General features: G+C 67.4%; 20 protein-coding genes. 13 read left to right on the top strand and 7 right to left on the bottom strand.

Annotated features, from left to right (window positions below):
- Positions 1-3 precede the first annotated feature (3 nt).
- On the bottom strand, positions 4-1,722 hold the full coding sequence (locus tag ABIA65_RS07760; RefSeq protein WP_354523169.1) for a helix-turn-helix domain-containing protein: 1,719 nt from the start codon (positions 1,720-1,722) through the stop codon (positions 4-6).
- A 112-nt stretch (positions 1,723-1,834) separates the two neighbouring features.
- Here ABIA65_RS07760 and ABIA65_RS07755 point away from each other — a divergent pair, with 112 nt between their 5' ends.
- The 7 genes from ABIA65_RS07755 to ABIA65_RS07725 are packed head-to-tail and all read left to right on the top strand — an operon-like array spanning position 1,835 to position 7,915.
- A complete protein-coding gene (locus ABIA65_RS07755) occupies positions 1,835-2,884 on the top strand; it encodes an ABC transporter substrate-binding protein (RefSeq protein ID WP_241403859.1) in 1,050 nt (349 codons plus the stop codon).
- Positions 2,881-3,717 (top strand): ABC transporter permease, encoded by an 837-nt coding sequence (locus ABIA65_RS07750; protein WP_354523168.1) that lies wholly within the window; start codon positions 2,881-2,883, stop codon positions 3,715-3,717. The genes ABIA65_RS07755 and ABIA65_RS07750 overlap by 4 nt, the downstream gene beginning before the upstream one ends.
- On the top strand, positions 3,714-4,505 hold the full coding sequence (locus tag ABIA65_RS07745) for an ABC transporter permease (RefSeq protein WP_354523167.1): 792 nt from the start codon (positions 3,714-3,716) through the stop codon (positions 4,503-4,505). The genes ABIA65_RS07750 and ABIA65_RS07745 overlap by 4 nt, the downstream gene beginning before the upstream one ends.
- Positions 4,506-4,531: 26 nt before the next feature.
- Positions 4,532-5,269 carry an ABC transporter ATP-binding protein gene (locus ABIA65_RS07740; protein ID WP_354523166.1) on the top strand — a complete coding sequence of 246 codons (738 nt, stop codon included), beginning with the start codon at positions 4,532-4,534 and terminating at the stop codon, positions 5,267-5,269.
- Positions 5,266-6,258, top strand: a complete 993-nt coding sequence (locus ABIA65_RS07735; protein ID WP_354523165.1) for an amidohydrolase family protein — start codon at positions 5,266-5,268, stop codon at positions 6,256-6,258. Before ABIA65_RS07740 ends, ABIA65_RS07735 begins: the two co-directional genes overlap by 4 nt.
- Positions 6,251-7,465: an FAD binding domain-containing protein gene (locus ABIA65_RS07730; protein ID WP_241403864.1), complete on the top strand. Its 1,215-nt coding sequence runs from the start codon at positions 6,251-6,253 to the stop codon at positions 7,463-7,465. Before ABIA65_RS07735 ends, ABIA65_RS07730 begins: the two co-directional genes overlap by 8 nt.
- Before the next feature lie 15 nt (positions 7,466-7,480).
- Entirely contained in the window at positions 7,481-7,915 is a 435-nt protein-coding gene (locus ABIA65_RS07725; RefSeq protein WP_354523164.1) for a cupin domain-containing protein, read from the top strand.
- Between the two features lie 22 nt (positions 7,916-7,937).
- Here the strand turns inward: ABIA65_RS07725 and ABIA65_RS07720 are convergent, their stop codons facing one another.
- Both ABIA65_RS07720 and ABIA65_RS07715 read right to left on the bottom strand, forming a co-directional pair.
- Entirely contained in the window at positions 7,938-8,363 is a 426-nt protein-coding gene (locus ABIA65_RS07720; protein ID WP_354523163.1) for an HIT family protein, read from the bottom strand.
- Between the two features lie 22 nt (positions 8,364-8,385).
- Positions 8,386-8,865, bottom strand: coding sequence for a VOC family protein (locus tag ABIA65_RS07715; RefSeq protein ID WP_241403867.1), 480 nt, complete (start codon positions 8,863-8,865; stop codon positions 8,386-8,388).
- An 86-nt stretch (positions 8,866-8,951) separates the two neighbouring features.
- Between ABIA65_RS07715 and ABIA65_RS07710 the strand changes: the two genes are divergently transcribed.
- Both ABIA65_RS07710 and ABIA65_RS07705 read left to right on the top strand, forming a co-directional pair.
- Positions 8,952-9,764 (top strand): AraC family transcriptional regulator, encoded by an 813-nt coding sequence (locus ABIA65_RS07710; RefSeq protein WP_241403868.1) that lies wholly within the window; start codon positions 8,952-8,954, stop codon positions 9,762-9,764.
- Positions 9,765-9,782: 18 nt separating this feature from the next.
- Entirely contained in the window at positions 9,783-11,174 is a 1,392-nt protein-coding gene (locus ABIA65_RS07705) for an amidase (RefSeq protein WP_241403869.1), read from the top strand.
- Here the strand turns inward: ABIA65_RS07705 and ABIA65_RS07700 are convergent.
- Positions 11,167-12,120, bottom strand: a complete 954-nt coding sequence (locus ABIA65_RS07700) for an alpha/beta hydrolase (RefSeq protein ID WP_241403870.1) — start codon at positions 12,118-12,120, stop codon at positions 11,167-11,169. The two genes, ABIA65_RS07705 and ABIA65_RS07700, sit on opposite strands and share 8 nt — an antisense overlap.
- 87 nt (positions 12,121-12,207) lie before the next feature.
- Between ABIA65_RS07700 and ABIA65_RS33470 the strand changes: the two genes are divergently transcribed.
- Positions 12,208-12,486 (top strand): ribosomal protein L7/L12, encoded by a 279-nt coding sequence (locus tag ABIA65_RS33470; protein WP_241403871.1) that lies wholly within the window; start codon positions 12,208-12,210, stop codon positions 12,484-12,486.
- Between the two features lie 32 nt (positions 12,487-12,518).
- Here the strand turns inward: ABIA65_RS33470 and ABIA65_RS07690 are convergent, their stop codons facing one another.
- A complete protein-coding gene (locus ABIA65_RS07690; protein ID WP_241405538.1) occupies positions 12,519-12,956 on the bottom strand; it encodes a MarR family winged helix-turn-helix transcriptional regulator in 438 nt (145 codons plus the stop codon).
- A gap of 134 nt (positions 12,957-13,090) precedes the next feature.
- On the opposite strand from ABIA65_RS07690, the gene ABIA65_RS07685 reads away from it, so the two are divergent.
- Entirely contained in the window at positions 13,091-14,290 is a 1,200-nt protein-coding gene (locus ABIA65_RS07685) for an MFS transporter (protein WP_354523162.1), read from the top strand.
- Here ABIA65_RS07685 and ABIA65_RS07680 read toward each other — a convergent pair.
- Complete coding sequence (locus ABIA65_RS07680) at positions 14,287-14,757, bottom strand: DNA-deoxyinosine glycosylase (RefSeq protein WP_502919537.1); 471 nt, start codon at positions 14,755-14,757, stop codon at positions 14,287-14,289. The two genes, ABIA65_RS07685 and ABIA65_RS07680, sit on opposite strands and share 4 nt — an antisense overlap.
- Before the next feature lie 100 nt (positions 14,758-14,857).
- Positions 14,858-16,696: an NAD(P)-binding domain-containing protein gene (locus ABIA65_RS07675; RefSeq protein WP_354523160.1), complete on the bottom strand. Its 1,839-nt coding sequence runs from the start codon at positions 16,694-16,696 to the stop codon at positions 14,858-14,860.
- A 94-nt stretch (positions 16,697-16,790) separates the two neighbouring features.
- Between ABIA65_RS07675 and ABIA65_RS07670 the strand changes: the two genes are divergently transcribed.
- Positions 16,791-17,837, top strand: a complete 1,047-nt coding sequence (locus ABIA65_RS07670) for a 2,3-butanediol dehydrogenase (RefSeq protein ID WP_354523159.1) — start codon at positions 16,791-16,793, stop codon at positions 17,835-17,837.
- 25 nt (positions 17,838-17,862) lie between these two features.
- A complete protein-coding gene (locus tag ABIA65_RS07665; protein ID WP_241403876.1) occupies positions 17,863-18,660 on the top strand; it encodes an acetoin reductase in 798 nt (265 codons plus the stop codon).
- Positions 18,661-18,694 lie beyond the last annotated feature (34 nt).

Raw genomic sequence — 18,694 nt, 5'->3', positions numbered from 1 at the left:
CCCTCACCCGAGACCGGCGATTCGTGAGACCGTCAACGCCGCGGTCAACGTGAGCAGGTCGCGTGGTCGCGAAAGTTGCAGGTCGGTGAGGCTCTCGAGCCGGCGGATCCGCTGGCGCACGGTGTTGGCGTGCAGGTGCAGCGCGGTGGCGGTCGTTGCCCGGTCGAGGTCATGCTCGAGGAGCACCCGCGCGGTGTGAATCAGCTCCGTCGCGTGGTCGCGGTCGTTGCGCATCGCCGGGCCGAGGACGGATTCGGCAAAGTCCCGCAATCGGACTGGGTCGTCGAGTTGCAGCAGCAGGTGATCGATCGCGAGGTCGTGCAGATCGATCACGGTGGAGGCGCCTGCTTGCGCGCCGAGGTCGAGCGCCCCTCGGACGGTGCGGAACGTGGCGGGAAGACCGATGGCCGACGGCGCGGAGGCCATGGCGGCGACGGCGTACTCGAGCGCACCGTTGGCCGTGAGCGCCTGCACCAATCGGTCTGCCAGGTTCGAGGTCTCGGCGCGTCCGCGGTTCCAGACCAACACCAGATCGCCGTGGTACACCGACACCAGGGGTCGTGGCGTGACGCCTGCCACCGAGCGGTCGACTGTCGCGAGCAGCCGCTCGGTCGCTGGTCCGTCCACCCGACGCTCGTCCACACAGCGGATGGCGAGCAGCACCTGTCCGCCGGACAGGTCCCAGCCGAGCCGACGGGCGCGGTCGAGCAGGTCTGCGACATCGGCCGCCCCGCTGGTGAGCAGGTCCGCGACGAGTGACCCACGCAGTCGTTGCTCGACCTCGGCGGCAGTGCGGGCGCGCAACAGCTCAAGCGCCGTGACCACCGAGGCGTGCTCGACAGCACGGATATCGATCCCGGACAACGTGTTTCGCTCGACATCGACGTGGATGCGGGCGACCACCTCACCGTCGAGGACGACGCCGGCCGTGGTCACGGAGTCGTTCGCAATGACCTCTCCCTTGCCGATCTGGTCATCGGTCACGGTCGGGTGGCCTCGGTCGCCCCAACCCGCAGCGGCCAGAGCCTCCCCGTAGACGTCCTCGATCGCCACCGGGTGGCCCAGCAATTCGGCGAGAGCAACGGCGACGCCGGCGACACCCTCGCCGCGCAACGCCGTCGCGGTCAACAGGGCGTGCACCTCCTCGGCGCGACGCAGTTCCCGGATGGTGTTCTGCTCACTGGCCCGCAGCTGCGCGGTTCCCAGTGCGATGGCCACCTGGGTGGCGAGCGTGGTCACCAGGCTGATCTCCGCCTGGTCGAACCGGTGGGCGCTCTTGCGGTAACCGTTGAGTGCGCCGACGACGACACCGGCGCGGCGCAGGGGCACCGAGATGAGCGCGCGGTAGCCCTGTTCGTGGGCGACCCCGCCCCATGGCCCGATACCGGGGGTCAGGTCGATGTCCTCGAGCGTCACCACCTCTCCGCCGCGGAAGGCGACGCTGGTCGGCGCCTCGTCCTCGCCGCGGACGTCGAGCAGGATCGGCCGGTCGGCGTTGACCTGCGCGATGTAGTCGCCGGAGAGACCGTGTGCCCCGACGATGGTCAGTGCACGGCGGCTCTCGTCGGGCAGGAACACCGCGCAGAAGTCATAGTCGAGCAGCGTGCAGGCGGTGCGGGCCACGCGATCCAGCAGGTCTGGCACGGGTTCGTCGCCGCCGACCGCTTCGCCGATGTCCGCCAGTCCATCGAGCCACCGCTCGAGCAGTGTTCCTGATGACATAGGGATCAGCATATGTATGTTTCGCAGGACATTGCCTGATATGGCCCGCACCACGCATGGTGTTGTTCGGACGGTGAGGGCCGTCACAGCAGTACAGCGAGGAGGCTCACCAGTGCACAGCCCACGAAGCCGTCGGCTCATCCGGACGGCGCTCGTGTTGATCGCGGTGGTAACACTCGCGTTCACCACCGGGTGCGCGGCCGGCCTCGGCGGGCCCGCGTCATCACGGGCCGCCCGCGACGGCGTCATCCGGTTCACCTTCGCGCCCGACCCCATCTGGGACTACATGCACGACGCGGGCATCGTCGACCAGTGGCAGCGCGACACCGGCTACACCATCGAGACCAGCGCCACGTGGGATGAGTTCGGCCTGTTCGCAGGCGGTCATGCCGACATCATCTCGACGGCGTCATTCGAGGTGCCCGGCCTCGAGGAGCAGACAGGGCGCGAGACGGTCATCATCGGTCGCTACAACGCCGAGCGCAGCCGAATCCTGGTCCGCGCAGACGAACCCGCGCAGACGCTCGCCGATCTGAAGGGCAGGCGTCTCGGCGTGTTCACCACGGTGTCGGGAACCCTGGTCTGGAGCGCACTACTGGCGAAGATGCACGACATCGACCTCGCGAACGACTACCAAGTCGTCGTCGCCGACATCCAGAACCTCTCGAACCTGTTGGCCCGCGGTGAGATCGACGCCTGTATCTGCTACCCGGACCTGTCGGCCCGCGATCTGCGCGAGGGCACGGTGCGACCGCTCTATGACGGTAAGTCCTCAGCCGAGCTGTTCGCCGAACTCGAGGCACCAGGCCATGACGGACCCATGGGCAACGTCTTCGTGGCTCGCAAGGACTGGGTCGACGAACATCCCGGCGAGGTCTCGGCCTTCCTCGATCTGTGGGAACGCGGTCTCACCGAATGGCAGCAGCACCGCGACGAGATGATCGAGCGATATCCACAGCACTTCGCGGTAGACACACCCGAGGACATCGCGTTCATGAAGGACTATGTCGCTCAGCATGACTGGGTGGTCGAGGACGTTCGATTCGACCAGCAGTGGGCCGATGACGAGAGTTCGATATTCGACCTGATGCGGGAGACCGGAGTCATCGGCGACGACGTCTCCGATCCTCAGTTCCTCCCGACCGAAGGAGTCCGTCAGTGACGCAGACCATCGTCCCGCCGGACACCGAACCGGCACCGCGGAACCCAGTCACGGGTTCGAGGAGGCGGAAGACACGGGCGGCGGGGCCGCGCCGGTGGATCGTGTCCGGTGTCGCACTGATCACAGCCGTCGCCGCTTGGGCGGTCGTCGCCGCGTGGGTCAACGACCCGATCCTGCCCCAGCCGCTCAACGTGTTCGAACGCGTCGTCGACATCATCGTGTCGGGGGAGGCGCTCACCAACTTCGCCTCCAGCATCGGCAAGATCGCCGCGGGCTTCGCGATCGCGATGGTCGGCGGGCTGATCATCGGATTCGTCATGGGCCGAAGCAGATTCATGACTGCGTACTTCTCGCTCCCGCTGTTCGTGCTCGGAAGCATGCCCGGCCTGACGTACGCGGTGTTCGGGCTGCTGATCTTCGGTGTCGGCCCCGGCGGCCCCATCGTGGTGTCGGCTCTGGTGGCGCTGCCATTCATCGCGATGAACGTCGCCGAGGGCGTGCGCTCGGTCGACGGCAACCTGCTCGCGATGTGCCGTGCCTTCGAACGCAACAGGCGCGACGTGCTGCGCCACCTCTACCTGCCTGCCCTGGTGACCTTCGTATTCGCCGGTGTGCGCTACGGCTTCGCCATGGCGTGGAAGGTGGAGGCGCTCACGGAGGTCTTCGGCGCCAGCGACGGCGTCGGCTTCATGATTCGCAAGGCTTATCAGGAGTTTCAGGTCGACGACATGCTCGCCTGGACGACGCTCTTCATCGTCGCCATGGTGCTGATCGAGCGCGGCCTGGCCTACCTGGAGAACCGCTTCTTCGCATGGCGGAAGGAAATCGCATGACCACCGTGACCTCGACGTCCTCCACCTGGCGACGCCAACTTCGCGGCCATACCTCGTCGGCGCTGGCCGTCGTCGCGGCGCTGCTCACCATTCTCGGTGCCTGGCAGCTGGCCGTCGTGGTGGGCAACCGCATACCGTCGCCTGCGCAGACCGTCGACAGCCTCGTATCGGAGGCCGCGATCGGCGAGCTGTGGCACAACCTGGCCATCAGCATGAACCGCTTCGTCCTTGGCCTGGCACTCGCCCTCGTTGTGGGGGCTGCCGTCGGCGTCTGGATGGGCCTTTCTCGGTGGGCCGATCTCGCGTTCTCGGATTTGAATGCGGCGGCTCTGGCGATCCCCGCCGTGATCTGGGCACTTCTGACCACCATGTGGTTCGGTTTCGGTTGGCTCACCCCGGTGGTGACGGTGTTCCTGTCGGGGCTGCCGTTCGTGGTGGTCAACATTGCCAAGGCGACGCGTGCGGTACCCGCCGACCTGGTCATGATGGCTCGCGCCTTCGGAGTGCCCCGACGAAACGTGCTGCGCCACATCGTCGCGCCAGCGGTTGCCGGCTCGACGGTGGCTGCCGTCCGGTTCGCGATCATGAGCGCCTGGAACGGGCTCCTGCTAGCGGAGTGGTTCGGCTCCACCTCGGGCGTCGGGTGGCGGTCGCGCTACTGGTACGACGCGAACCAACTCGACGGCTTCTTCGCCTGGGTGCTGGTCTTCATCGTCGTGCTCGTTGTGGCCGACCTACTACTCCTGGGTCCCATCGAGCGTTACGTCACCCGCTGGCGCTCCGCCTAAACCCACTACAACGAGAGCGAGAAACCATGGCTTCCATAGAGATCCGAAACCTGGTGAAGGATTTCCACGACCGCAGCGGGTCCGCGACCCGCGTCATCGACGGCATCGACCTGACGATCTCGGGTGAGACGTTCGTGTCGGTCGTCGGCCCGTCGGGCAGCGGAAAGACGACACTGCTCAACATAGTGTCGGGTATTGAGACGCACACGTCGGGCACGGTGGCGCTGAAATCCGGTGGCCGCGACGCCCGTGTCGGGTACGTCTTCCAGGATCCGCGGCTGCTGCCGTGGCGCACGGTGATGGCGAATCTCGGCTTCGTCCAGCACGAGCGGGAGGGCTGGCAGGAACGTGCGAGGCACTATCTGGACCTGGTCGGGCTGAGCCACTGCGCGGACCGCTTCCCCTCCCAGCTTTCGGGTGGCCAGCAGCAACGCATCGGCATCGCTCGGGCCTTCGCGGTGGAACCCGATGTGCTGCTGATGGACGAGCCGTTCAGCCACCTCGATGCGATGACGTCGCGCACACTGCGCGAGCATCTCGAGCGGATCTGGCTGGAGTCCCGACGCACCGTGATGTTCGTGACCCACGACGTCACGGAGGCCGTGCAACTGTCCGACCGGATCGTCGTGCTCGCTCCTGGTGGCCGGGTGCACGAGGTGATCGACGTCGATCTCCCGCGGCCGCGCCGGGCCTCCGATCCGGCCGTCGCGGTTCTGCAGGCCGAGGTGCTGGCTCGCTTCGAGACTTTGGAGGCGGCGGCGTGACATCCCGTATTCGGCAGGGCCCCATCGACGTCCACGCCCACTGGCTGCCCGAGGATCTGTTCGGGCTGCCGCCGGGCTCTCCGGTGCCGCCGCTGAACGGTCGCGACGGTCAACTGCACCTCGGTGGCCTTCCGCTGTCGATCGAGACGGCCGCCATGTGCGATATCGACCGCGTGATCGCTGACACCGATGCCGCCGGGCTCGGCTCCCGGGTGCTCTCGGCGCCCCCGTTCGCCTTCCCGGTCGCGGCCGCCCCAGGCGTCGACGACTACGTGGGTGCGTTCAACGCGGAACTCGCCAAGGTGTGCAGTGACAGCGCGGGCCGACTGCTCGGGCTCGGTCTGGTGACTCTGCACGATCCCGACGCCGCGCGACAGCAGATGGCCGCGCTCGCTCGTTCGGGGTCGGTGCGCGGCATCGCGGTGCCACCGCTGCTTGGGCACACCTCCTTCGACGTCGAGCCGATGCGCGACCTGCTGCGGTTCGCCGTCGAGAGCGACCTGGCGGTGCTGGTGCACCCGATGCAGCTGCCGCGCCCCGAGTGGTCGTCCTACTACCTGGCCAACCTCATTGGCAATCCGGTCGAAACTGCCACGGCGGCAGCGGCACTGGTGCTCGGCGGGGTGCTCGAGGAACTGCCCGGGCTGCGGATCTGTCTGCTGCACGGCGGTGGCTGCGCGCCCGCGCTGGTGGGTCGTTGGCAGCACGGCTGGCAGCAGCGCGCGGACGTGCGCAGTGGGCAGACCCGCGCGCCGCGAGAGGGTTTCGCCGCACTGTGGTTCGACACCCTCACTCACGACGGCCCTGCACTCGATCTTCTGCGTGCGCACTCCGACCCATCGCATCTGATGTGCGGCAGTGACTATCCGTTCGATATGGGGGTGGCACGCCCCCTCGACCTGCCGCATGACGGGGGTATCGACGACGTCGCCCTCGAGCGCAACGCCCGAGCCTTTCTGGGCCTGGACCTAGGAGAGAAGCATGAGTGACGGACACATGAACACTCGGCAGGACTGGTCGGGGCATCGCGCGCTGGTGATCGGCGGATCGATCGGTGGGCTGACGACGGCACTTCTGCTGCGCCGGCTGGGGTTCGACGTCTCGGTGTTCGAGCGCACGCCGACCAACCTCGACGGCCGTGGCGGCGGCATTGTCCTGCAGCCCGACACGCTGCGCTGGTTCGTCGAGTGCAGCGACCAGCACCCCGAACAGGTCAGTACATCAACGCATTACGTGCAGTATCTGGATCGGTCGAACCGGATCGTGCACCGCGACGACGCGCCGTGGAGCTACACCTCGTGGGGGACGTTCTACCGGGCGCTACTCGCCGACTTCGGGATGGACGACTACCACCTCGGTGAGTACGCGGCGGGCTTCGACGAGGATGCCGACGGTGTGGAGGTGCGCTTCACCTCGGGTCGCCGAGAGCGCGCCGAACTCGTGGTGTTCGCCGACGGGATCGGCTCGCCGAGCCGGCGGCGCATCTCTCCGGGCACCCGCATGGAGTACTCGGGATACGTCGGCTGGCGCGGCACGGTGCCCGAGCGCGAGGTGTCGCCGGAGACCTTCGAGCTGCTGCACGACTCGATCACGTACAGCGTGGGTCCTCACACGCACATCAACGTGTATCCGATTCCGTCGACCGACGGCGGCCTCGCGGTGGGCGAGCGACTGCTGAATTACGTGTGGTATCGAAACGTGGCCGAGGGTCACGAACTGGACGAGCTGATGACCGACAAGCGCGGTTTCCTGGCGGGAGTGTCGCTGCACCCCGGTCAGGTGCAGGATCGCTTCGTCGACGAGATGCGCTCGGCAGCAACCGAGTTACTCGCACCGGCGGCTGCCGAGGTGGTGCTGCGCACCGAGCAGCCCTACCTGCAGGCCGTGTACGACGCCGGAGCGCAGCGGATGGCGCTGGGCCGCGTCGCGCTGGTCGGGGATGCGGCCAGCGCCGCTCGGCCGCACGCCGCGGCGGGTACCGCCAAGGCCGCCGCGAACGCGTGGGCGCTGTATGACGCGCTGTCCGACAGCGGTGATATCGCCGAGGCGCTGGCGAAGTGGGAGCCCGGACAGCTCGAACTCGGCCAACGGCTTCTGCAGCGCGTCAAGGACATGGGCACGCGATCCCAGGTGGACTGCACCTGGTGGCCCGGTGACCCCGACAACCGGTTCGGCCTGTACGGCCCGGGCCACTAGTAGTGGAGGAATGACATGACCAGTACTCCTGACTTCCTGACCGATGCGCCGCTCGCGGGCGAGTTGGTCGGCACGGACTTCGAGGGATGGACTGAGGACCTGCGTGCCGAGTTCGATGCGCACTCGCATGACGGTCACGTCGGTTCGCGCCTGCTGAGCGAGAACGACCGCGTGCGGGTGTGGGAGATCCGGCTGGCGCCGGGGGAGCGGTTCCACGCGCACCGGCACGTGCTGGACTACTTCTGGACCGCCATCAACGCGGGGCGGAGCAGGCAGCACACCTCAGACGGCACGACGCGTGAGGTGTCCTACGGTGCGGGTGAGACGCGGCACTTCACATTCGGCGCCGGTGAGTACCTGCTGCACGACATCGAGAACGTCGGCGGTGGCGACCTGGTGTTCACCACCGTCGAGCACGTGGACTCGGCGAACCCGCCACTGCCGCTCTGAGCGCTCCGGACTCACCGAGCCGCTAGGCCTCGAGGGCCGCCAAGGCCTCGCGCAGAATGCGCCCGGTGGCCTCGCGGTCCGGGTCCCGACGCACCACTAGGCCCTTGGCCAGTGCCAGTTTGTCGCCGTTGTGCCGCGGCGTCACATGCACGTGGACGTGGAAAACGCTCTGGAAGGCCGCCTTGCCGTCATTGATGGCGATGTTGTTGCCATCGGCCCGCAGCTCTGAGGCCCGGGCGGCCTGGCCGATGCGCTGGCCGATGCGCACCATGTCGGCGAGCGTCGATGGTGGCGTGTCGGTGAGGTCGACGGTGTGGCGCTTGGGAATCACCAGGGTGTGGCCCCGGACGATGGGCCGGATGTCGAGGATCGCCAGGTAGTCGTCGTCCTCGTGCACCCGGATGGCGGGCGCCTCACCGGCGACGATGGCGCAGAACACACATGACATGTCGCCACCGTAGCGGGCAACCTCAGACGTTCTCCGTTGCCCACTGCGCCAGCCGGCGGTCGCGCTCGGCCGGGTCGACATCCTCGACGCGCGTCATCACCGCCCAGCGCTGCCCGAACGGATCGACGATCGAGGCGAACCGGTCGCCGGTGACGAAGGTCTGCACGGCCTCGCGGATGGTCGCGCCCGCCGCCTCGGCCCCTGCCACCACATCGTCGACGTCGGGGCAGTACAGCACGATCGAGTGCGTGACCGTCTCGCCGCGTGCCGGGGCCGCGAGGCCGTAGTCGGTGTTGGGGTCCGACAGCTGTAACCGTCCGTTGCCGAAGTCGAGTTCGGCGTGCGCTATCTCATCGCCGCGCGCACCGCCGGGCATGTCCATCCTCTCCAGGAGTTTCGCGCCGAAGACCTCGACGTAGAAGTCGATGGCCGCCGCGGCGCCGTCGATGACGATGAAGGGGGTCAGGCTGGTGTAGCCCTCCGGAATTGGCTTAACGCTCATGACCACCACTGTCGCGCTGGCCCCGCTGCGGACGCTTGGAAAAACGCGACACGCGGTACGACCCGTGGCCATCGTAGGGTTGGCACATGGCCAAGAGCGCGCCTGAACTCGGCGTTGTGGGGCGGGCCCACACGACGTCGCTGTTCGATATCGCACGGTGGGCGCCGTCGGCCGATGCCTCGAGGTGGATCGAGCACTTCTGGTCGGTCGACTGGGATCTGACCGGCCGGCCCTCACACACCAGCGCGGTCATCACCTTCCCCGCCATGCACATCACCCACGAGTGGGGCACCGACTCGCCGCGGCACGGGTTTCCGCTGCCCAACACCCTCATTCACGGTGTGGTTGACGAGGTCTTCACGACGACGCTGTCGGGCCGAGGTTCGGTGGTCGGCGTGCGCTTCCGTCCCGGTGGCTTCGCCGCCCGCTTCGGCCGCGACGCGAGTTCGTACACGGGGCTCGTCACGCCCACCGTTGATGAGTTGTTCAACGAGCCAGTGACTTTCGAGGACGATATCGCCGCCGCGGCGAGCCGCCTGGACGAGGTGATCTCGGCATGTGACCACGGACCCGACGAGACCTACCGGGCGCTGACGGCACTGGTCGACCGCATCCGCGATGACGACCGACTGCACCGCGTCGAGCAGGTCATGCGCCTCTCGCCGTGGAGCGCGCGCACCACCCAGCGGGTTTTCCGCCGCTACGTCGGGGTGCCGGTCAAGTGGGTGCTGTGTCGCTACCGACTGCAGCACGCGGCGCTCGCGATCGAGACGGACCCGACCGCCGACTTCGCCGATCTGGCCGTGCGATGCGGCTGGTATGACCAGGCGCACTTCATCAACGACTTCCGGTCGATGCTCGGATGCACGCCAGGTGAATACGCCACGAGGCACGGTTAGCTCACTACGCTGACCGAGATGGACCCTCGTGACCTCGCCTTCGCCGGCGCAGCCGAACAGGCCCGCCTATTGGCGGCGGGCACCGTCACGGCGATGGAACTCGTCGACCTCTACCTCGATCGCATCGACAGGTTCGACGGCGAACTGCGTTCGTACCGCGTCGTTCTCGCCGACGCCGCCCGTCGCGACGCCGCACTGGCACAGGACCGGCTGGACTCGGGGGAGCGCTCACCGCTGCTTGGCGTTCCGATCGCGATCAAGGATGACTCCGACGTCGCAGGCGAGGTGACCACGTTCGGCAGCAGCGCCCACGGACCGGCCCGCACCTCGGACTCAGAGGTGGTGCGTCTGTTGCGGGAGGCGGGCGCGGTGATCCTGGGCAAGACAAACGTTCCCGAGATGATGATCTGGCCGTTCACCGAGACGGTGACCTTCGGCGCCACGCGCAACCCGTGGAACCCCGACTTCGCGCCCGGCGGAAGCAGCGGGGGTAGCGGCGCCGCCGTGGGTGCGGGCCTGGCCGCCATGGCGCTCGGCTCCGATGGCATGGGCTCCATCCGGATCCCATCCACATGGAACGGCCTGTTCGGCATCAAGCCGCAGCGTGATCGCGTGCCAATCCACCCGCACACCGGGGCGTGGTGCGGCCTGGAGGTCATGGGTCCGCTGGCCCACACCGTTGAGGACGCGGCGCTGTTCCTCGACATCACCTCGACCCTCCCGACACCCGACGGCGGGTTCGTCGGCGCCGCCACAAGGGATCCGGGACGGCTGCGGATCGCGCTGACCACCAAGGTTCCCCCGCCCCTGGTGGCCCGTGTCGGCCGGTCGCAGCGCGGTGCGGTGGCCGAGGCCGGTGCCCTGCTGCGCGATCTCGGACACACCGTCATCGAGCGCGACTTCGACTACCCGGCCTCCGCGGTCTCCAGCCAGGCTCTGCCGCGCTACTTCCGCGGCGTGTACGACGACGTTCGGGCGCTGCCACATCCCAAACGACTGGACCGCCGCACCAGGGCCTTCGCCCGGATCGGCTCGCTGGTGTCGGACCGGCGCCTGGCGGCGATGCGAGCGGGGGAGTCCGACGTGACTGCCCGGGTCAACGCGATCTTCGACGACGTCGACGTGGTCATCACCCCAGGTACGGCGATCGGCCCGTCACGGGTGGGTGCCTACCAGCGGCGCGGCGCGATCTCGACCCTCGCGCTCGTCGCCGCGCGGACGCCGTTCCAGGCCATGTTCAACGTCACCGGCCAGCCCGCCGCCGTCGTGCCGTGGGCCCTCGACGGCGACGGCATCCCGACCTCCGTCCAGCTCGTCGGCAGGCCGTTCGACGAGGCGACGCTGCTGTCGCTGGGCGCGCAGATCGAGACCGCACGCCCGTGGGCGCAGCGTCGCCCGCCGGTCAGCTAGCGCCGAGCGTGCGCTGAATGTCGGGCAGCATGCGCTGGAGTTCCCGGCCCCAGTAGGGCCACGAGTGCGTGCCGTCCGGCGGGAAGTCGAACGTCGCATTGGTGCCGCCCGCGGCGACGTAGGCCTTCTGGAAGTTCGTGTTCGATCCCAGCGTGAAGTTCTCCAGGAACTGCTGCGGCATACCCGCCACGGCGCCCGGCAGATCACTGGGGGTGCCGCTGCCGCAGTAGACCCAGATGCGTGCACCCGTGGCGACCAGCTTGGCCACGTTGACCGTCGGATCGTTGCGGGCCCACGCCGGATCGCCCGGCGGCCCCCACATGGCGCCTGCGTTGAACCCGCCGGCATCGTTCATCGCGAGTCCGACCAGCGTCGGCCAGAAGCCATCAGAGAGATTGAGGAATCCCGACAGCGAAGCCGCGTACCGGAACTGCTCGGGGTAGTAGGTCGCGAGGTTCAACGCCGTCGACCCACTCATCGACACACCGACCGCGGCGTTGCCGCTCTGCGAGACACCCTTGTTCTCCGCGAGCCAGGCAGGCAGTTCTCGTGTCAGAAAGGTCTCCCACTTGTAGGTCTGGGTGGTGCCATTGCCGACGGCGGGTTGGTACCAGTCGACGTAGAAGCTCGACATGCCGCCGACCGGCATCACCGTCGCCAGCCCGGAGTCGTGCATCCACTCGAACGCGGGGGTCTCGATATCCCAGCCGTTGAAGTCGTCTCGCGCGCGCAGGCCGTCGAGCAGGTAGACGGCGTGCGAGCCGCCAGGCTGGAACTGGACCCGCACATTGCGGCCCATCGCGGCGGACGGTACGTCGAGGTATTCCACCGGTAGACCCGGTCGGGAGTATGCCTGTGCGGCGCCTGGGCCGGTGATGCCGGCCAGACCGATCATGACTGTGATTGCCAGGCCGATGCCCAGCAGTTTCCTGAGGAAGCTGGTCATGTCATTCGTTCTTACCCGCAAACCCTGGACAACGAAACCGGTATGAACACCGAAGTTGGTCATCAGCGATGCGCGACACTGTGCGGCATGGCACTTTTCGGAAACTCGGACTCTGACTTGCAGCGGCGCATCGATGCCCTCGAACGGCGCGTCGCGGCCCTCGAGCACGCGGCGCTGCGGTCAGGCCAGCCGGCGCCCGGCCAACCTGCGCGGCCCGCGCCCACCGGTGAGTTTCACGAGGGGTGGGTCAGCGACGAGGTCCGAATCCTGGCCGCCAGCGGGAAGAAGATCAACGCGATCAAGATGCTGCGCGAGCAGTCCGGGCTGGGTCTCAAGGAAGCCAAGGACATCGTGGATCAGCTCTAGGGGATCAGCTCTAGTGGATCGGCGGTAAGCCGCTACAGGCTGTGCAATGCGTCGACGAGCGGCGCGAGTTCGGGTTGTTCGGCGGCCTCCCCGAGTGCCTGTTTCAGCACACGGTCGTGGTGCGGACGGGCCAGGTCCAGAAGCTGCCGCCCCTCGGGCGTCAGCTCGGTGTAGATGCCGCGCCGGTCGTCCTGGCATAGGTAGCGCCCGAGAAGCCCACGCTCCTCGAGGCGATTGACCAGCCGCGTCGTCGCGCTCGAACTCAGCGCCGTCGCGCGGGCCAGCTGCTGCATTCTCATGTGCCAGCCGTCCTGTCGGCTCAGTGCATCCAGGACCGTGTACTCGACGACGGACAGCCCGTGCTCGGCCTGTAACACCTTCTCCAGCGCTGCTTCCAGATGGCCGTGCAGCGCCGCCAGTGTTCGCCATCCCCGAGCACGGATCTCGACGGCGTCATCGGCGATGCCCATTGAGTCCTCCAGCTGTGTTGACCACGTCACACACTACCAGCTTGCGCCGATATCACGCGTGTGCAACTATCGATCACCGAAGATAGTTGCACACGCGCTATAGAGGCGTGCGACGCTACCGAAGGAGGGGCCCGGTGCCCAAGGGACTGATAGCGCTGGCGATCGGCGGATTCGGCATCGGCCTGACCGAATTCGTCATCATGGGACTGCTGCCGGACATCGCCACGGAGTTCGCGGTGACCGAGGCCGTCGCCGGCTGGCTGATCTCCGGTTATGCGCTGGCGGTCGTCGTCGGCGCGCTGATCGTGACAGCCGCGGTGACACGCCTTCCCCGCAAACCAGTGCTCATCGGGCTGCTCGCGTTGTTCATCGCCGGAAATCTCCTGTCGGCCCTGGCCCCGAGCTACTCGGTCCTGATGAGCGGTCGCGTTCTGGCCGCACTGTGCCACGGCGCGTTCTTCGGCATTGGATCGGTGGTCGCGGCGAATATGGTTCCCGCCCACCGCAAGGCGGGTGCGATCGCCATCATGTTCACCGGGCTCACCGCGGCCAACGTCCTCGGTGTGCCGTTTGGCACCCTGCTGGGTCAGCAGTTCGGCTGGCGGGCGACGTTCTGGGCGATCACGCTTATCGGGGTGCTCGCCGTAGTCGGCATCGCCGCTCTGGTGCCAAGGGATGAATCATCGGAGGCACCAGCCAGTCTGCGACGTGAGCTGCGAGCCTTCACACGCCTTCAAGTGTGGCTGTCGATCGCGGTGACTATCCTGGGGTTCGGCGGCATGTTCGGCGCGTTCACCTACATCGCCTACACCCTGACCGAGGTCTCGGGCTTCGCATCCTCGACCGTGCCGTGGCTGCTGGTGTTGTTCGGCGTGGGGCTCTTCGTCGGAAATGTCTTCGGCGGCAAGGCTGCCGACCGGTCGGTCGACCGAACCCTCATCGTGTTCATCGGTGCCCTGATTGTCATCCTGGTGGCGTTTGCGCTCACCGCGCACAGCCGACCCGCCACGATCGTCGCGCTGCTGTTGATGGGAGCCGCCGGTTTCGGCAGTGTCCCTGCACTGCAGATGCGTGTCATGACGTTCGCCGACGACGCGCCAACGATGGCGTCGGCGGCCAACATCGGCGCCTTCAACCTCGGTAACGCACTCGGCGCCTGGATAGGTGGTCTGACGATCACCGCCGGGCTTGGTTACACCTCACCCATCTGGGCCGGCGCCGCACTGACCGCCACCGCTCTTCTCGTTATCCTCACCGCGACCGCCCTGAGCGCCAGGCGGGCGTCAAACCGACCGGAATCGGCGTCCGCAGCAGGCGTTCCGGCGTCGCTCTAGAGTTCAAGGATCTCCCGCCACGCGGCCAGCTTGGCGGCCACCGGCCTGGTGTGTGCCGGGCTCGTCGACGGCAGCCGCGCATACGTCACGCGGGCGCTCACGCGGACCAGGCGCCGGTAGTTGGTCTCGGCTGCGCCACCGGTGAAGAAGACCCGGGAGATTTCCGGATGTGAATCGAAGAAGGACTCGAAGTCGTTGGGCACCATGCTGTCCCGTTCGACAGCGGAGTCCAGGCTGCCGACTCGTCGGCAGTGCTGCAGGACATCCCACACGGCGACGCCGCGCTCCACCAGGGCGGCTGTGCGCTCGGCGTACGGGGCGGCCGGATCGAATCCGTACAACTCGCCCGCGATACGCCAGAACGCGTTGCGTGGGTTGCCGTAGTACTGCTGGGTTTGTAGCGACAGCACGCTGGGTGCGTTGCCGAGAATGAGCACCGTGGGCCGCCCGCCGACGATCGGAGGCAACCCCGCAACCTCGGGTGCGCGCACACCACTGTCTACCAAAGCAACTGGTGGAGCCACACCCGGGGGAGGCGGGTGTGGCTCCACGAGATCGCCATGGCACTCAGCTGAGGTGGTGCACCTCCTGCTGGCCGTACACGGGAGTGGGGATACCCGCGTGACGCGCCTTGAGCTGCAGTGCCAGGTACAGCGAGTAGTGCCGGGACTGGTGCAGATTGCCGCCGTGGAACCACAGGTTCTCCTGCTGGGTGGGCTTCCACATGTTGCGCTGCTCGCCCTCCCACGGTCCCGGGTCCTTCGTCGTCTCCGATCCCAGGCCCCACACCCTGCCGACCTTGTCGGCGACGTCCTGGCCGATGAGGTCGGCCGCCCAGCCGTTCATCGATCCGAAGCCGGTCGCGTACACGACCACATCAGCGGGCAGCACCGTGCCGTTGGCGAGCACCACGGAGTCCTCGGTGAGGCGATCGACCTGGCCGTGCGCAAGCTTGATCGATCCGTCGGCGATCAGGTCGCACGCGCCGACGTCGATGTAGTAGCCCGAACCCCGTCGCAGGTACTTCATGAACAGTCCGGAGCCGTCATCGCCCCAGTCGAGGTCGAATCCCGCCGCGGTCAGCCGGTCGTAGAAGTCCTTGTCCCGCTCTCGGATCGCGTCGTAGATCGGGATCTGGAACTCGTGCATGATCCGGTACGGCAGCGACGCGAATGTCAGGTCCGCCTTCTCCGTCGTCATGCCCGCGGCCAGCGCACGCTCCGAGTACAGGTCTCCCAGCCCGAGTTCCATCAGCGAGTCCGACTTCACGATGTGCGTCGAGGACCGTTGCACCATCGTCACGTCGACGCCGGTCTCGACGAGCGCCTTGCAGATGTCGTGCGCGGAGTTGTTCGAGCCGATCACGACGGCGCGCTTGCCGACGTAGCGGTCAGGTCCCGGGTGCGCGCTCGAGTGGTGCTGTTCGCCGCGGAACACGTCCTGCCCGGGCAGGGTCGGCACGCTGGGCTTGCCCGACATGCCGGTCGCGAGCACGAGGTGCGCGGGCCGCAGCGTGACGCGCTCGCCGTCGCGGTTGACCTCAACTGTCCAGCGCTTCTCGGCCTCGTCGTACGCCGCCGACAGACACGACGTCTTCGACCAGTACGGCACCTCCATGACACGGGTGTAGAACTCGAGCCAGTCGCCGATCTTGTCCTTGGGTGCGAACACCGGCCAGTTCTGCGGGAACGGCAGGTAGGGCAGGTGGTCGTACCAGACCGGGTCGTGCAGGCACAGCGACTTGTACCGCTTGCGCCACTGGTCGCCGGGCCGCTCGTGCTTGTCGACGACGATGGCGGGCACGCCGAGCTGGCGCAGCCGCGCACCGAGTGCGATACCGCCCTGACCACCGCCGACAACCACCACATAGGGCTGCTCGGTGTAGCCGAGGGCGGCGTCCTCATCGGCCCGCTTCTGCGCCCACGACCGAGTGTCGGGGTCGCTGCCGTGCACCGCGCCAAACACACGCGACGCACCCTTGCGCTCCTCGTGGCCCTTGAGCTCCTGCATGGTGGTGAGCAGCGTCCACGCTGTGTCCCCGTCGGCGTCGCTCCTGAGCCGAAGGTGCCCGACACCGCGGCCAACGGCGGTCTCGAACTCGATGAACGCCGACACCACGCCGTCACCGTCGTCGCTAGGGGCCTCCCTGGTGCGGAGGCGGGCCGGATCGGTCGGCGCCAACCGCTCGGTGAGCATGGCCGCGATGCTGTCCCGGCCCTCCATGGTCTTGAGGTTCCAGGTGAACGCCACCAGGTCACGCCAGAAACTGTCGACGGCGAACATGCTCACGGCGCGTTCGATATCGCGGACGGCAAGGGCGGACTCGAAGTCGACGAGCCAGGCGTCGACGCGCTCCTGCGGAGAGCGAGTGGTTTCCGCAGTCGTGGTTTCGATCGTTGAAGTCATGTGAGGCAGGACACACCCGCAACGGTGCCGCCCACAAGGGTTGCAACCCCCTGCAACTCTTATGCCTGTGCGCCAGGTCACATAGAAAGGCTGCATGAAGGCAGCTGTCTACTACGGACCCAACAAGCTCGATGTCACCGATGTGCCCGAACCCCAGCCCACACCGGGCACCGTCAAGGTGAAGGTCGGCTACAACGGAATCTGCGGCACCGACCTGCACGAGTACTACGCCGGGCCGATATTCGTGCCCACCGAACCGCACCCCCTCACCGGCCAACAGCTGCCGCTGACCATGGGCCACGAGTTCGCCGGCACCATCACCGCGATCGGTGCGGGCGTCACCGGCTACGCCGAGGGCGACCGGGTGGCCGTCGAGCCGATCTACCGCTGTGGGCACTGCGAGCCCTGTCGGATCGGTAACTACAACATCTGCGCCCAGATCGGTTTCCACGGGCTGATGTCCGACGGAGGTATGGCCGAGTACACCGTCGTCCCCACCAACATGCTGCACCGGCTGCCGGACAATGTCTCACTCGAACTGGGTGCCCTAGTGGAACCGATGTCGGTCGCCTATCACGCGGCCACCCTCGGTGAGCCAAGGCCCGGCCGCACCGCGATGGTGTTCGGTGCGGGACCCATCGGGATCGGCTTGTGGTTCGCCCTGCGCGGCAAGGGTGTTGATGACGTCTTCGTCGTCGAGCCCTCACCCACCAGGCGCGCCGCCATCGAGGGGCTCGGGGCGCGGACCCTGGACCCGGGGGCCCTCGACGTGCCGGCCTTCATCGCCGATCACACCGGCGGCAGCGGAGCCGACGCGGTCTACGACGCGGCCGGTGTCGCCCCCGCCGTACAGACTGCCCTGGCCTGCGTGGGCGCGCGGCGGGCGATGGTCAGCGTCGCCATCTACGAGAAGCCGCTCACCACACCGCTGTTGAACCTGGTGATGAACGAGTCCCGAATCCAGGGCTCGCTGTGCTACACGGCTGCGGACTTCGACGCTGTCATCGACCTGATGGCCCGCGGCGTGTACGACACGACGGGGTGGGTCACGTCGATTCCCATCGACGACGTCGTCGACGAGGGCTTCGAGGCGCTGCACGCCGGAACCAAGATGAAGGTTCTCGTCGACCCGTCGGCGTGAAATCCATTACCACGGAAGGTATGACATGACGAGATCCATTGCTGCGCCGTTGCTCGACAAGGTCGCGCTCGTGACCGGTGCGGGTCGGGGTATCGGGCGGGGCATAGCGTTGGAGCTGGCCCGCCACGGTGCCGATGTGGCGCTGGTCGACGTGCACGCCGCCGCCGTTGAGGCGGTGGCCGGAGAGGTCGCCGAGATCGGTTCGAAGGCAACCACGTTCGTCGCCGATGTGTCCGACCGCACGGCCATCTTCGCCGCCGTAGACCATGCGGCGTCGACACTCGGCGGGTTCGACGTGATGGTGAACAACGCCGGTATCGCTCAGGTGGGCCCGATCTCAGAGGTGACACCCGACGATCTGGCGCGACTGTGGGCGATCAACGTCGACGGTGTGCTGTGGGGCATCCAGGCCGCCGTCGCGAAGTTCCGGGAACTGGGTCATGGCGGGAAGATCATCAATGCGTCCAGCATCGCGGGCCACGAGGGTTTCGCGATGCTTGGCCCATACAGCGCGACCAAGTTCGCGGTGCGCGCACTGACACAGGCAGCGGCCAAGGAACACGCCGCCGACGGCATCACGGTCAACGCCTACTGCCCCGGCGTGGTCGGCACCGACATGTGGGTGGAGATCGACAGGCGGTTCGCCGAGATCACGGGCGCCGCGGCGGGGGAGACGTTCGAGAAGTTCTCCGCCACGATCGCGCTGGGCCGTCCGGAGACGCCCGAGGACGTGGCCGGATTCGTCGCGTACCTGGCCGGACCTGGTGCGGACTACATGACCGGACAGTCGGGCCTGATCGACGGTGGCATGGTCTACCGGTGACGCGCCGGCCCCGGCGTGACAGGAGGTGTGACGT

The sequence above is a fragment of the Mycolicibacterium sp. 624 genome, assembly GCF_040548615.1.
Classification (GTDB): Bacteria; Actinomycetota; Actinomycetes; order Mycobacteriales; family Mycobacteriaceae; genus Mycobacterium.
The sequence above is the reverse complement of the archived record's forward strand: the minus strand, read 5'-3'. Positions and strand labels throughout refer to the sequence as shown.

Bases quoted from the DNA above. Each gene is read 5' to 3' on its own strand.
- ABIA65_RS07760 (WP_354523169.1), bottom strand. From the start codon at position 1,722: ATGTCATCAGGAACACTGCTCGAGCGGTGGCTCGATGGACTGGCGGAC.
- ABIA65_RS07745 (WP_354523167.1), top strand. From the start codon at position 3,714: ATGACCACCGTGACCTCGACGTCCTCCACCTGGCGACGCCAACTTCGC.
- ABIA65_RS07740 (WP_354523166.1), top strand. From the start codon at position 4,532: ATGGCTTCCATAGAGATCCGAAACCTGGTGAAGGATTTCCACGACCGC.
- ABIA65_RS07730 (WP_241403864.1), top strand. From the start codon at position 6,251: ATGAGTGACGGACACATGAACACTCGGCAGGACTGGTCGGGGCATCGC.
- ABIA65_RS07725 (WP_354523164.1), top strand. From the start codon at position 7,481: ATGACCAGTACTCCTGACTTCCTGACCGATGCGCCGCTCGCGGGCGAG.
- ABIA65_RS07720 (WP_354523163.1), bottom strand. From the start codon at position 8,363: ATGTCATGTGTGTTCTGCGCCATCGTCGCCGGTGAGGCGCCCGCCATC.
- ABIA65_RS07715 (WP_241403867.1), bottom strand. From the start codon at position 8,865: ATGAGCGTTAAGCCAATTCCGGAGGGCTACACCAGCCTGACCCCCTTC.
- ABIA65_RS07710 (WP_241403868.1), top strand. From the start codon at position 8,952: ATGGCCAAGAGCGCGCCTGAACTCGGCGTTGTGGGGCGGGCCCACACG.
- ABIA65_RS07705 (WP_241403869.1), top strand. From the start codon at position 9,783: ATGGACCCTCGTGACCTCGCCTTCGCCGGCGCAGCCGAACAGGCCCGC.
- ABIA65_RS07700 (WP_241403870.1), bottom strand. From the start codon at position 12,120: ATGACCAGCTTCCTCAGGAAACTGCTGGGCATCGGCCTGGCAATCACA.
- ABIA65_RS33470 (WP_241403871.1), top strand. From the start codon at position 12,208: ATGGCACTTTTCGGAAACTCGGACTCTGACTTGCAGCGGCGCATCGAT.
- ABIA65_RS07690 (WP_241405538.1), bottom strand. From the start codon at position 12,956: ATGGGCATCGCCGATGACGCCGTCGAGATCCGTGCTCGGGGATGGCGA.
- ABIA65_RS07675 (WP_354523160.1), bottom strand. From the start codon at position 16,696: ATGACTTCAACGATCGAAACCACGACTGCGGAAACCACTCGCTCTCCG.
- ABIA65_RS07670 (WP_354523159.1), top strand. From the start codon at position 16,791: ATGAAGGCAGCTGTCTACTACGGACCCAACAAGCTCGATGTCACCGAT.
- ABIA65_RS07665 (WP_241403876.1), top strand. From the start codon at position 17,863: ATGACGAGATCCATTGCTGCGCCGTTGCTCGACAAGGTCGCGCTCGTG.